The organism is Micromonospora sp. 4G55, from assembly GCF_016803375.1.
This window is the reverse complement of record NZ_JAEVHN010000160.1, coordinates 1-11,302: the sequence shown is the minus strand read 5'-3', so window position 1 is coordinate 11,302 and position 11,302 is coordinate 1. Positions and strand designations below refer to the sequence as shown.

The 11,302-nt window shown below is 74.6% G+C and carries 13 protein-coding genes and 4 pseudogenes; 3 read left to right on the top strand and 14 right to left on the bottom strand.

Annotation, left to right across the window (positions count from 1 at the left end):
- A pseudogene (locus JNW89_RS15545) lies at positions 1-578 on the bottom strand (GntR family transcriptional regulator); the annotation flags it as partial.
- A gap of 58 nt (positions 579-636) precedes the next feature.
- Here JNW89_RS15545 and JNW89_RS15540 point away from each other — a divergent pair.
- Both JNW89_RS15540 and JNW89_RS15535 read left to right on the top strand, forming a co-directional pair.
- Complete coding sequence (locus JNW89_RS15540; RefSeq protein WP_238449457.1) at positions 637-1,290, top strand: YitT family protein; 654 nt, start codon at positions 637-639, stop codon at positions 1,288-1,290.
- Positions 1,291-1,347: 57 nt separating this feature from the next.
- Positions 1,348-1,806 (top strand): hypothetical protein, encoded by a 459-nt coding sequence (locus JNW89_RS15535; protein WP_154943830.1) that lies wholly within the window; start codon positions 1,348-1,350, stop codon positions 1,804-1,806.
- Between the two features lie 216 nt (positions 1,807-2,022).
- Here the strand turns inward: JNW89_RS15535 and hisF are convergent, their stop codons facing one another.
- The 12 genes and pseudogenes from hisF to hisD form a co-directional block, all read right to left on the bottom strand.
- Positions 2,023-2,790, bottom strand: a complete 768-nt coding sequence (gene hisF, locus JNW89_RS15530) for an imidazole glycerol phosphate synthase subunit HisF (protein ID WP_238449456.1) — start codon at positions 2,788-2,790, stop codon at positions 2,023-2,025.
- Positions 2,791-2,866: 76 nt separating this feature from the next.
- Entirely contained in the window at positions 2,867-3,865 is a 999-nt protein-coding gene (locus JNW89_RS15525; protein WP_238449455.1) for an NADP-dependent oxidoreductase, read from the bottom strand.
- A gap of 43 nt (positions 3,866-3,908) precedes the next feature.
- On the bottom strand, positions 3,909-4,340 hold the full coding sequence (locus JNW89_RS15520; protein WP_154943938.1) for an organic hydroperoxide resistance protein: 432 nt from the start codon (positions 4,338-4,340) through the stop codon (positions 3,909-3,911).
- A gap of 2 nt (positions 4,341-4,342) precedes the next feature.
- Complete coding sequence (locus tag JNW89_RS15515; RefSeq protein ID WP_238449454.1) at positions 4,343-4,786, bottom strand: MarR family winged helix-turn-helix transcriptional regulator; 444 nt, start codon at positions 4,784-4,786, stop codon at positions 4,343-4,345.
- A gap of 92 nt (positions 4,787-4,878) precedes the next feature.
- Positions 4,879-5,268 carry a RidA family protein gene (locus tag JNW89_RS15510; protein WP_238449453.1) on the bottom strand — a complete coding sequence of 130 codons (390 nt, stop codon included), beginning with the start codon at positions 5,266-5,268 and terminating at the stop codon, positions 4,879-4,881.
- The gene (priA, locus tag JNW89_RS15505; RefSeq protein ID WP_238449452.1) at positions 5,265-5,990 is read right to left on the bottom strand and encodes a bifunctional 1-(5-phosphoribosyl)-5-((5-phosphoribosylamino)methylideneamino)imidazole-4-carboxamide isomerase/phosphoribosylanthranilate isomerase PriA; all 726 of its coding nucleotides are present in this window, start codon (positions 5,988-5,990) and stop codon (positions 5,265-5,267) included. Before priA ends, JNW89_RS15510 begins: the two co-directional genes overlap by 4 nt.
- Positions 5,991-6,006: 16 nt before the next feature.
- Positions 6,007-6,329 (bottom strand): annotated as a pseudogene (locus tag JNW89_RS15500) (hypothetical protein).
- 62 nt (positions 6,330-6,391) lie between these two features.
- The gene (hisH, locus tag JNW89_RS15495; protein WP_154943844.1) at positions 6,392-7,018 is read right to left on the bottom strand and encodes an imidazole glycerol phosphate synthase subunit HisH; all 627 of its coding nucleotides are present in this window, start codon (positions 7,016-7,018) and stop codon (positions 6,392-6,394) included.
- Positions 7,018-7,188, bottom strand: coding sequence for a hypothetical protein (locus tag JNW89_RS15490; protein WP_238449451.1), 171 nt, complete (start codon positions 7,186-7,188; stop codon positions 7,018-7,020). The genes hisH and JNW89_RS15490 overlap by 1 nt, the downstream gene beginning before the upstream one ends.
- A gap of 58 nt (positions 7,189-7,246) precedes the next feature.
- On the bottom strand, positions 7,247-7,858 hold the full coding sequence (gene hisB / locus JNW89_RS15485; protein ID WP_238449450.1) for an imidazoleglycerol-phosphate dehydratase HisB: 612 nt from the start codon (positions 7,856-7,858) through the stop codon (positions 7,247-7,249).
- A pseudogene (locus JNW89_RS15480) lies at positions 7,855-8,927 on the bottom strand (histidinol-phosphate transaminase). Before JNW89_RS15480 ends, hisB begins: the two are co-directional and overlap by 4 nt.
- Positions 8,924-10,246 carry a histidinol dehydrogenase gene (gene hisD / locus JNW89_RS15475; RefSeq protein ID WP_238449449.1) on the bottom strand — a complete coding sequence of 441 codons (1,323 nt, stop codon included), beginning with the start codon at positions 10,244-10,246 and terminating at the stop codon, positions 8,924-8,926. The pseudogene JNW89_RS15480 and the gene hisD overlap by 4 nt, the downstream one beginning before the upstream one ends.
- Before the next feature lie 106 nt (positions 10,247-10,352).
- On the opposite strand from hisD, the gene JNW89_RS15470 reads away from it, so the two are divergent.
- The gene (locus tag JNW89_RS15470; RefSeq protein WP_238449448.1) at positions 10,353-11,051 is read left to right on the top strand and encodes an LON peptidase substrate-binding domain-containing protein; all 699 of its coding nucleotides are present in this window, start codon (positions 10,353-10,355) and stop codon (positions 11,049-11,051) included.
- On the opposite strand, the pseudogene JNW89_RS15465 reads toward JNW89_RS15470, so the two are convergent.
- Positions 10,966-11,302: pseudogene (locus JNW89_RS15465) on the bottom strand (DUF2567 domain-containing protein); the annotation flags it as partial. The gene JNW89_RS15470 and the pseudogene JNW89_RS15465 overlap by 86 nt on opposite strands.

Sequence of the window (11,302 nt, the reverse complement as noted above, 5' to 3'; positions counted from 1 at the left end):
CAGCGCCAGCCGGAGCACCAGGTCCAGCGCGTGCTGGGTACCGCTGGTCACCATGATGCTGCCGTCGGCGCTGGTGGGCAGCCCCGCGCGGTGTACGACCGGGCACCGCCTCGCGCAGCGTCGATGATCCCGGTCGGTGGTAGCCGGCGCGCCGAGATAGCGGGGCAGGTCCTCGGCGGCGGCGCGGGCGGCCGGCACGAGCTGCGGCGGGGCGGCCAGCGCGGCGACGCCCAGGTCGATCATGTCGCGGTCGTCCAGCGGGGTCCACAGCCCGGTGCTGGCCACCCGGTGGGTGCCGGGCAGCATGGTCCAGCTGCCGCCCCGCGCCGGCTGGCCAGGTGCCCGGTCTCGCGCAGCTGCCGGTACGCGGCGGTGACCGTGGTCCGGCTGATCCGCAGCGCCTCGGCCAGCTCCCGCTCGGCCGGCAGGCGTACCCCGAGCGGGAGCCGGCCGTCGGCGAGCAGGCCACGGACCGCGGCGGCGAGCGCGGCGTAGTCCGGGCTGCGACGGCGGCCCGGAAGCGCGTGCCACTGCCCCAGCAGCCGAGCCAATTGGGCTCCCCGCACCTGACTGGTCACGGCCACCCCTCCCAAATTGGCTCTTCTCTCGCCACGATTGGCACCTAGGGTGGCATGCATGGCAGCGATTGGCAATCTGCGGCACCGGCCGGTCCGGCGGCTCACCCAGCTCTACGTCGGGCTGGTCCTCTACGGCGTCAGCATGGCGCTGATGATCCGCTCCGGCCTCGGGCTGAACCCCTGGGACGTCTTCCACCAGGGCCTGTCCCGGCAGACCGGCATCTCGGTCGGCACGGCGAGCATCCTGGTCGGCGCGGTGGTGCTGCTGCTCTGGATCCCGCTGCGGCAGCGGCCCGGGCTCGGCACGGTCAGCAACGTCCTGGTGATCGGCCTGTCCGTGGACGCCACCGTGGCACTGCTCCCGGAGGATCTGCCGCTGCCGGCGCGGATCGGCCTGCTGGTCACCGGCATCGTCGCCAACGGCGTCGCGACCGGCCTCTACCTCGGCGCCGACCTCGGCCCCGGCCCGCGCGACGGCCTGATGACCGGGCTGGTCGCCCGGCGGCCCGGCAGCTCGGTGCGGCTGGTCCGCACCGGCATCGAGGTGACCGTGCTGGCCCTGGGCTGGCTGCTCGGCGGCACGGCGGGCATCGGCACCGTCGCGTACGCCCTCGCCATCGGTCCGCTGGCCCAGTTGTTCACCCCGCTGTTCACCGTCCCGCCCCGGTCCACTCCCGACACCCCGGTGGTCACCCTCGCTGAGCTGCGCTGACGTCACGGCGGGAAAGTAGGTGTTTCCTCCGCCGACCCCGCCGGGCATCATTCGTGCATGGGGGAGAGCGGATGGCGCTGGAACGACGCCTGGATCTTCGTGTCACTGGTGATCGCGAGCGGCGCCGGACGGCACCGCCGCGCGGCGGACACCCGGCGCCCGGAGGGCGTCCGGCTGACCGACGTCCTCTCCACCGCGGAGCACCTCAACCAGGCGATCCCGGAGCGGGAGGACGTCGAGGCGGCGGTCCGCCGGCTGGCCGGCGCCGGCCTGGTCAGCGTCTCCGACGGCTGGTTCCGGATCACCCCCGACGGCGAGCGGCTCTGGCGCACCCGGCCGAGCGCGGGCGTGGGGACCACCGTGGACACCGTGCAGGGGGTACTGGTCCGGCGGCACACCCCCGGTAGCGCCGAGTGGCACCTGCCCGAGGAGGACCACGCCGCCGCCGTCCAGGAGTACATCGTCCGGTCGATCCCGGCTCCGCGCCGCTCGCCCGAGGGGCGGACCGGCCGCTGAGCCGCGCCGGCGGGCTGAGCCGGCGGAAGGCACCACGCTGGTGAGGGTGATACCGCAGAGTCATATTGATACCTGAGAGGTATCACGCTCACACCGGAACGTGTCCCTTGACCTCGGCACGCCCCGGGAACCAGGGACCGGGGGAACCACGGCCAGGGGATCCGCGGCGCCGGGTGACGGACGCGGCGGGGTGACGGCGGGGCCGGGCCACGCGCCTCAGCGGACGGGGTGACCGGCGGCCTTCAGCGCGTCCTTGACCTCGCCGACGGTCAGCTCGCCGAAGTGGAAGACGCTCGCCGCGAGCACCGCGTCGGCGCCCGCGCCGATGGCCGGCGGGAAGTGCGCCACCTCGCCGGCGCCGCCGCTGGCCACCACCGGCACGTCCACCACCGCGCGAACCGCCTGGATCAGCGCCAGGTCGAAGCCGGCCTTGGTGCCGTCGGCGTCCATCGAGTTGAGCAGGATCTCCCCCGCTCCCAGCTCGGCACCGCGCCGCGCCCACTCGACGGCGTCCAGGCCCGTGCCCCGGCGGCCGCCGTGCGTGGTCACCTCGAACCCGCTGGGCGTGGTGCCCGCCGGTGCCCGGCGCACGTCCAGCGAGAGCACCAGCACCTGCCGGCCGAACCGGTCGGCGATCTCGGCGATCAACTCCGGGCGGGCGATCGCGGCGGTGTTCACCCCGACCTTGTCCGCGCCGGCCCGCAGCAGGGTGTCGACGTCGGCGACCTGCCGTACGCCACCGCCCACGGTCAGCGGAATGAAGACCGACTCCGCGGTGCGCCGGACCACGTCGAGCATGGTCCCCCGGTCGCTGGCGGAGGCGGTGACGTCGAGGAAGGTCAACTCGTCCGCGCCGGCCCGGTCGTACGCGGCGGCCAGCTCCACCGGGTCGCCGGCGTCGCGCAGGTCGAGGAAGTTGACCCCCTTGACCACCCGCCCGGCGTCCACGTCCAGACACGGAATCACCCGTACCGCCACCGTCATGTGGCGAGCCTATCCAACGGGCAGACGGCGGTGACCGACCTGTGAGGCCGGCCACCGCCGCGCGTCGGACCGGGACTCACACCCGGACGAGCATCTTGCCCAGGTTCTCGCCGCGCAGCAGGCCGAGGAACGCCTCGGGGGCGTTCTCGATGCCGTCGACGACCGTCTCGTCGTACGAGAGCCTGCCGTCGCGCAGCCAGCCGGAGACGTCCCGCACGAACTGCTCGCGCAGGTTGCCGTGGTCACCGACGAGGAAGCCGCGCAGGGTGAGCCGCTTGCCGATGACCAGCGCCAGGTTGCGCGGGGCGGCCGGCGGCTCGGTGGCGTTGTACTGCGCGATCATGCCGCAGATGGCGGCCCGGCCGTGCAGGTTCATCGCCGAGATCGCCGCCTCCAGGTGGTCGCCGCCGACGTTGTCGAAGTAGACGTCGATGCCGTTGGGGGCGGCCGCCTTGAGCGAGTCGCGTACCGGGCCGTCGTGGTAGTCGAAGGCCGCGTCGAAGCCGAGCGCCTTGAGCCGCTCGACCTTGGCCGCCGAGCCGGCGCTGCCGACCACGTGCCCGGCGCCCTTGAGCTTGGCGATCTGGCCAACCAGGCTGCCGACCGAGCCGGCGGCGGCGGAGACGAAGACGCTCTCCCCCGGCTGCATGCCGGCCACGTCGAGCAGCCCGGCGTACGCGGTCAGACCGGTCATGCCGAGCACGCTCAGGTACGCGCTCACCGGCGCGATCGTCGGGTCGACCGGGCGGGCGGCCTTGGCGTCGAGCAGCGCGTACTCCCGCCAGCCGAGGCCGTGCAGCACGGTGTCGCCGACCTTGACGCCGTCGGCCTCGCTGGCCACGACCTCGCCGACCGCGCCGCCGTCGAGCGGCGCCCCGAGCTGGAACGGCGGGACGTACGACTTCACGTCGTTCATCCGCCCCCGCATGTACGGGTCGACCGACATGAACTGGTTGCGGACCACGATCTGGCCGGGGCCGGGCGTCGGCACCTCGGTCTCGACGAGGCGGAAGTTGTCGGCGGTCGGCCAGCCCTGGGGGCGGGAGGCCAGGTGGATCTCACGGTTGGTGCTCACGGGGGTCGTCCTTTCGTACGCGGGAAGAAGGGCCGGGCGGCGCTCAGGCCGCGGCGGCCTCGCGGACGGTGAGGGCGACCTCGATGTTGCCGCGGGTCGCGTTCGAGTACGGGCAGACCTGGTGGGCCTGCGCGACCAGCTGCTCGGCGGCGGTGCGCTCGACGGCGGGCAGGTCGACCAGGAGGGCGACGGTCAGGCCGAAGCCGCCGCTGCCGTTCGGGCCGATGCCGACCTCGGCCTCGACCACCGAGCCGGAGACGTCGGCCTTGGCCCGGCGGGCGACCAGGCGCAGCGCCGAGTGGAAGCAGGCCGCGTAGCCGGCGGCGAAGAGCTGCTCGGGGTTGGCCGCGCCACCGGCGCCGCCCATCTCCTTCGGGACCGCCAGGTCCAGCTCAACGGTGCCGTCGGAGGTGCGGACGTGGCCGTCCCGGCCGTCGCCGCTGGCGAGGGCGGACGCGGTGTAGAGCACCTGCATGGTCACTGCTCCTTCTGTCGGTGGATCGTCTCGGTGACCCGGGTGAGGGTGTCGCGCAGGGCGATCAGCTCGGCCTCGGTGAGGCCGGTGGCGCGGGCGACCTGCAGCGGCACCTCGTCCATCCGCTGCCGCAGGGCCCGACCGTCGGCGGTGAGCCCCACCTCCACCCGTCGCTCGTCGCGCGCCGACCGGGACCGGACCACGAATCCCGCCGCCTCCAACCGCTTGAGCAGTGGGGAGAGCGTGCCGGAGTCCAGCCGCAGCGCGGCGCCGAGCTCGGAGACCGTGGGGGCGTCCTCACGCTCCCAGAGCACCAGCAGCACCAGGTACTGCGGGTAGGTCAGGCCGACCTCGTCGAGGATGGGCCGGTAGACGTCGGTGAGGGCGCGCGACGCGGCGTAGAGCGCGAAGCACACCTGTCGACGTAGCACCAGATCATCGGTCACCGGGAAACCGTAGCCCACGATTGAATTGTGCACAACCGATCTGGCCGGGATGTGGCCGCGCCCACCCGGCCACCCGGGCGGGGCGGCCGGGGTCAGCGGTCGCCGAGCCAGGCCTCCAGCTCCACCTCGACCAGTTGGTCGGGGTCGAGCAGGCCGGCCACCACCACCATCGTCGCCGCCGGACGGACGGCCCCGAACACCGCGTTGTGCGCCCGGCCCACCTCGTCGGCGTAGCCCCGGTCGGTCACGTACATCCGGGTCCGGACCACGTCGCCCGGCTCGGCGCCCACCTCGGCGAGCGCGTCCAGCCCGATCCGCAGCGCCTGCGCGGTCTGCGCCGCGGCGTCGCCGACGTGCGTCACCCGACCGTCCACGGTCGACGTGCACCCCGCCGTCCAGGCCAGGTCGCCCGCCCGGACCACCCGGGCGTAGCCGTAGACGGCCTCCCACGGGCCGCCCGAGCCCAGGCGGGTGACGGTCACGCGGCGGCCAGCGTTTCCAGCGCCTGGGCCACGGTGAACGCGCCGGCGTAGAGCGCCTTGCCGGCGATCACGCCCTCCACCCCGATCGGCTCCAGGGTGGCCAGCGCCCGCAGGTCGTCCAGGGTGGACACGCCGCCCGAGGCGATCACCGGCGCGTCGGTGCGCGCGCAGACCTCGCGCAGCAGGTCCAGGTTCGGCCCGCGCATGGTGCCGTCCTTGGTGATGTCGGTCACCACGTACCGGGCGGCGCCCGCCTTGTCCAACCGCTCCAGCACCTCCCACAGGTCACCGCCGTCGCGGGTCCAGCCCCGGGCGGAGAGGGTACGACCGCGCACGTCCAGCCCGATCGCGACGCGGTCGCCGTACTCGCCGCAGACCCGGTCGCACCACTGCGGGTCCTCCAGCGCGGCGGTGCCGATGTTCACCCGGGCCGCCCCGGTGCCCAGCGCCGCCTGCAACGACTCGTCGTCCCGGATGCCGCCGGAGAGCTCCACCTTCACGTCGAGCTGCCGCACCACCTCGGCGAGCAGGTGCGCGTTGGAGCCCCGACCGAACGCCGCGTCCAGGTCGACCAGGTGGATCCACTCGGCGCCGTCGGCCTGCCAGGCCAGCGCGGCCTCCAGCGGATCGCCGTACGCGGTCTCGCTGCCGGCGGCGCCCTGCACGAGCCGGACGGCCTGGCCGTCGGCGACGTCCACGGCGGGCAACAGGGTGAGGCTCAACTTCTCTCTCCTCGCATCAGATCCGACGGTCCAGCGCGATCACGACGATCGCCGGCAGGACCAGCAGCAGCAGGACGACCAGCACCAGGCGCAACGCCAGATCGTCGACGAACGTCCAGATCCCGAACAGCGCGGCCAGGCTCAGGCCGACGATCGCGGCCCGCTCCCCCCGGCTGCGGCGGCCCAGCCGACCGGTGCGACCCCGCCGCCACTGCGGCGTCAGCCGGCGTACCAGCGTGCGGGTGCGCTGCCGGCGGGCCAGCCGGCGCTGGCGCACGACGCGTTCCCGGGCGCCTCGGCCTCCCGGACGGCGCGGCGGCGGGCCCGCTCCTTGCTCACGCCGTGCCTCGCGGTGCCCCGGCGGCCGACGTGCCGCGCGCGAGCCGGCCGGCTCCGGCGACTCAGCCAACCGTGGCCAGCCAGTTGCGCAGGAGGGCGGCACCGGTGTCGGCCGACTTCTCCGGGTGGAACTGGGCGGCCGACAGCGCGCCCCGCTCCACCGCGGCGACGAAATCGGTGCCGTGGTGGGCGGTGGTGACCATAGCACCGGCGGCGGCCAGCCCGGCGACGTCGTTCACCCCGTACGAGTGGACGAAGTAGAACCGGCTGTCGGCGGGCAGCCCGGCGAAGAGCACCGAGCCGGCCGGCGCGTCGACCGTGTTCCAGCCCATGTGCGGCAGCCGGTCGGCGGGCAGTTTCGTCACCCCGCCGGGCAGCAGCCCGAGCCCCTTGGTGACCACGCCGTGCTCGTCGCCGTGCTCGAAGAGCACCTGCATGCCGACGCAGATGCCCAGCACCGGCCGGCCGGCGGCGACCCGCTCGGCGATCACCGGGCCGGCGCCGAGCGCCTCGATCCCCGCCATGCAGGCGGCGAAGGCGCCCACGCCCGGCACCACCAGACCGTCCGCGTCGGCGGCGGCGGCCAGGTCGTCGGTGACGGTCACCTCGGCGCCGGCACGCTCCAGGGCGCGCTCGGCCGAGCGCAGGTTGCCCGAGCCGTAGTCCAGCACCACGATCCGCGTGGTCATCAGCCCTCCCCGGGAAGCAGCCAGAGCACCCCGCCGACGGTGGCGAGCGTGGCCAGCAGCGCCATCAGGACCACCGCGCCGCGCGGCGCCCCCTGCCGGTGCAACGACCAGGTCCCGCCGACCAGCACGCCGGCCAGGATCAACAGCAGCGTCGGCAGCACCGGCCCCATCAGAGCTCTCCTTCATTCGCGACTGCGGGGCTCCGCTCCGCTGCACTCCTCGCGCTCATCAGAGCGCACCCTTCGTGCTCGGGATCGCGCCCTGCGAGCGCGGGTCGATCGCGGTGGCCTCGCGCAGCGCCCGGGAGACCGCCTTGAACTGCGCCTCCACCACGTGGTGGGCGTCCGGGTGGCCGCCGGGGCGGGCCGCCCGCAGCACGTCCACGTGCAGGGTGATCCGGGCCGACTGGCCGAAGGACTCCCAGATGTGCCGGGTCATGCTGGTGGGGTAGACCGGCCCGATGTACGGGGCGAGCGCCGGCTCGTCGTGCAGCACGTACGGGCGGCCGGAGAGGTCGACGGCGGCGCGGACGAGGACCTCGTCCATCGGCACGGTGGCCGAGCCGTACCGCCGGATGCCGGCCTTGTCCCCCAGCGCCTGGTCGAAGGCGGCGCCCAGGGCCAGCGCGGTGTCCTCCATCGTGTGGTGGGCGTCGATCTCCAGGTCGCCGACGGTGCGCACGGTGAGGTCGAAGCCGCCGTGCCGGGCGATCTGGTGCAGCATGTGGTCGTAGAAGCCGACGCCCGTGCTGATCTCGGCCTGGCCGGTGCCGTCGAGGTCGATCTCGACCAGCACCTTGGTCTCCTTGGTGATCCGCTCCACCCGGGCGGTGCGACTCATGTCAGCGTCTCCATAGCGGTGAGGAAGGCGTCGGTCTCGGCGGGGGTGCCGGCGGTGACCCGCAGCCAGCCGGGCAGGCGACGTCGCGGACCAGCACGCCCGCGTCGAGCAGGGTGCGCCAGGCGACCGCCTGGTCGCCGGCCACCTCGAAGAGCACGAAGTTGGCGTCGCTGTCGGCGACCCGGTGGCCGCGGGCGCGCAGCTCGGCGACGATCCGGTCGCGCTGGGCCTTGATCGCGTCGACGGTGCCGAGCAGGGCGCCCCGGTGCGCCAGCGCCGCCCGGGCGGCGGCCTGGGTGAGCGCCGAGAGGTGGTACGGCAGCCGGACCAGCTGCACGGCGGCCACCACCGCCGGGTCGGCGGCCAGGTAGCCCAGCCGGCCGCCGGCGAAGCCGAACGCCTTGCTCATCGTCCGGGTGACCACCAGCCGCGGGTGACCGGGCAGCACGGCCAGCGCGCTGACCGTGCCGGGGCGGGCGAACTCGGCGTACGCCTCGTCGACCACCACCATGCCGGGGGCGGCGTCGAGCACCGCGGCGACCACCTCCGGGTCCAGCGCGGTGCCGGTGGGGTTGTTCGGCGAGCAGAGGAAGACCACGTCCGGCCGGTGCTCGCGCACCTGGGCCACCGCGTCGTCGACGGTCAGCCCGAAGTCGGCGCCCCGGACCCCGGGCACCCAGCCGGTGCCGGTGCCCAGCGCCAGCAGCGGGTGCATCGAGTACGCCGGGGCGAAGCCGAGCGCGGTGCGCCCCGGGCCGCCGAACGCCTGGAGCAGCTGCTGCTGGATCTCGTTGGAGCCGTTGGCCGCCCAGACCTGCTCGACGGTGAGCCCGTGGCCGAGGTACGCCGCCAGGTCGGCGCGGAGCGCCACCGCGTCCCGGTCCGGGTACCGGTTGAGGTCGCGCAGCTCCGCCGCGAGGGCCTTGCCGATCGCCTCGACCACCGGCTCGGGCACCGGGTAGGAGTTCTCGTTGGTGTTCAGCCGGACCGCCACGTCGAGCTGCGGCGCCCCGTACGGCCGCAGGCCCCGCAGGTCGTCGCGGAGCGGCAGGTCGTCCAGGGTGGTCACGCCGGACCCCCGGGGAAGCGGACCGCGACGGCCTGGCCGTGCGCCGGCAGGTCCTCCACGTTGGCCAGGGTCACCACGTGCGGGGCCACCTCGCGCAGCGCGTCCTCGGTGTACTCGACGAGGTGGATGCCGCGCAGGAAGGACTGCACCGACAGCCCCGAGGAGTGCCGGGCGCAGCCGCCGGTGGGCAGCACGTGGTTGGAGCCGGCGCAGTAGTCGCCGAGCGACACCGGCGACCAGGCGCCGACGAAGATCGCCCCGGCGTTGCGGACCCGCATCGCCCACGCGCGGGCGTCCACGGTCTGGATCTCCAGGTGCTCGGCCGCGTACGCGTCGACCACCCGCAGCCCGGCGTCGAGGTCGTCGACGAGGACCACGCCGCTCTGCTCACCACTGAGCGCCGTGCTGACCCGCTCGGCGTGCTTGGTGGCCGGCACCTGCCGGGCCAGCTCCCGCTCGACCGCCTCGGCCAGCTCGACCGACGGAGTGACCAGCACGCTGGCGGCGAGGGGGTCGTGCTCGGCCTGGCTGATCAGGTCGGCGGCGACGTGCGCCGGGTCGGCGGTGTCGTCGGCCAGGATGGCGATCTCGGTCGGGCCGGCCTCGGCGTCGATGCCGACCACGCCGCGCAGCAGCCGCTTGGCGGCGGTGACCCAGATGTTGCCCGGACCGGTGATCATGTCGACCGGGTCGCAGTGCGCGCTGCCCTCGGCGTCGACCGCCGCGCCGTACGCCAGCATCGCCACCGCCTGGGCGCCGCCGACGGCGTACACCTCGTCGACGCCGAGCAGCGCGCAGGCCGCCAGCACCCGCGCGTCGGGCAGGCCGCCGTTGTCCTGCTGCGGCGGGCTGACCACCACCAGCGAGCGCACCCCGGCCGCCTGGGCGGGGACCACGTTCATCACCACGGTCGACGGGTACATCGCCAGGCCACCGGGGACGTAGAGGCCCACCCGATCGACCGGCACCCAGCGCTCGGTCACCGTGCCGCCGGGGACGACCTTGGTGGTGTGGTCGGTGCGCCGCTGGTCGGCGTGCACCCGGCGGGCGCGCGCGATCGACTCCAACAGCGCGGCGCGCACCTGCTCATCGAGCGTCCCCTCGGCCTCGGCGATCGCCTCGGCCGGCACCCGCAGCACCGCCGGGGAGACCCCGTCGAACCGCTCGCTGGCCTCCCGGATCGCCGGGTACCCATGCTCCCGGACCGCCTCCACGAGCGGGCGGATCCGCTCGACGGCCACGGAGACGTCGAGCTGGGCACGGGGCAGCAGGCGGCGCGGGTCACGGACACCGCCGCGCAGGTCGATCCGATTCAACACCCTTGCGAGTCTAGGCGGCTTCGTCGGGATCTTTCCGCGCCGCCCGTACCGCGGGAGGCGTGAGCCGAGCCACGCCCCGGGCGTCCGGTCCGGCTAGGCTCGACGCGTGACTGCGCGGCTGCCGGTGTTCCCGCTCGCAACGGTGCTCTTTCCGGGACTCGTGCTGCCGCTGCACATATTCGAGGAGCGCTACCGCGCGCTGGTGCGCCACCTGGTCGGGCTGCCCGAGGGGGCGCCCCGCGAGTTCGGCGTGGTGGCGATCCAGGCCGGCTGGGAGGTCGCCCCGGCCCTCGGCCGGTCGACCCCCGACGGCGGTGACGTGACGCTGCACGAGGTGGGGTGCACCGCCGAGCTGCGGCAGGTCACCGAGCTCGACGACGGCGGCTTCGACATCGTCACGGTGGGCAAGCGGCGGTTCCGGATCGCCGAGGTGGACCGCTCCGCCGCGCCGTACCTGACCGCGCAGGTGGAGTGGCTGCCCGAGCCGGGCGGCACCGACGAGGTCGCCGAGTTGCTCGCGGCCCGGGTGATCGCGGTCTTCCGGCAGTACCTGGGGCTGATCCGGCCCGATCCGGAGGAGATCTCCGAGCAGCTCCCGGAGGACCCGACCGTGCTGTCCCACCTGGTCGCCGCGACGGCCGCGCTCACCGTGGCGGACCGCCAACGACTGCTCGCCATCGACGACACCGCCACCCGGCTCCGCGCCGAGCTGCGGCTGCTCAACCGCGAGGCGGCTCTGCTGCGCCAGGTGCGGGCGGTTCCGGTGCCGCTGTCGGAGCTGGCATCGCCCCCGGCGCCCAACTGAGGCCGCCGGGCTCCGGCTCCGGGCGCAGCGATGGCCAGCGCGACCAGCCGGCCAGCAGGGTGTACGTCACGGCCGCGGCGAACGCCGGCAGCAGCAGGTCCCCGAAGGGCACCGGCAGGAACCCGAACAGCCATTCGATCCCCCCGGCGCGCAGGTCGGCCGGCTTGGTGAAGGCGGTGCCGTCCGGGGCGTTCTCCAGCAGCCGCTGGTAGCCGGAGAGCCCGACCCGGCGGCCGACCTGCCAGGCGACC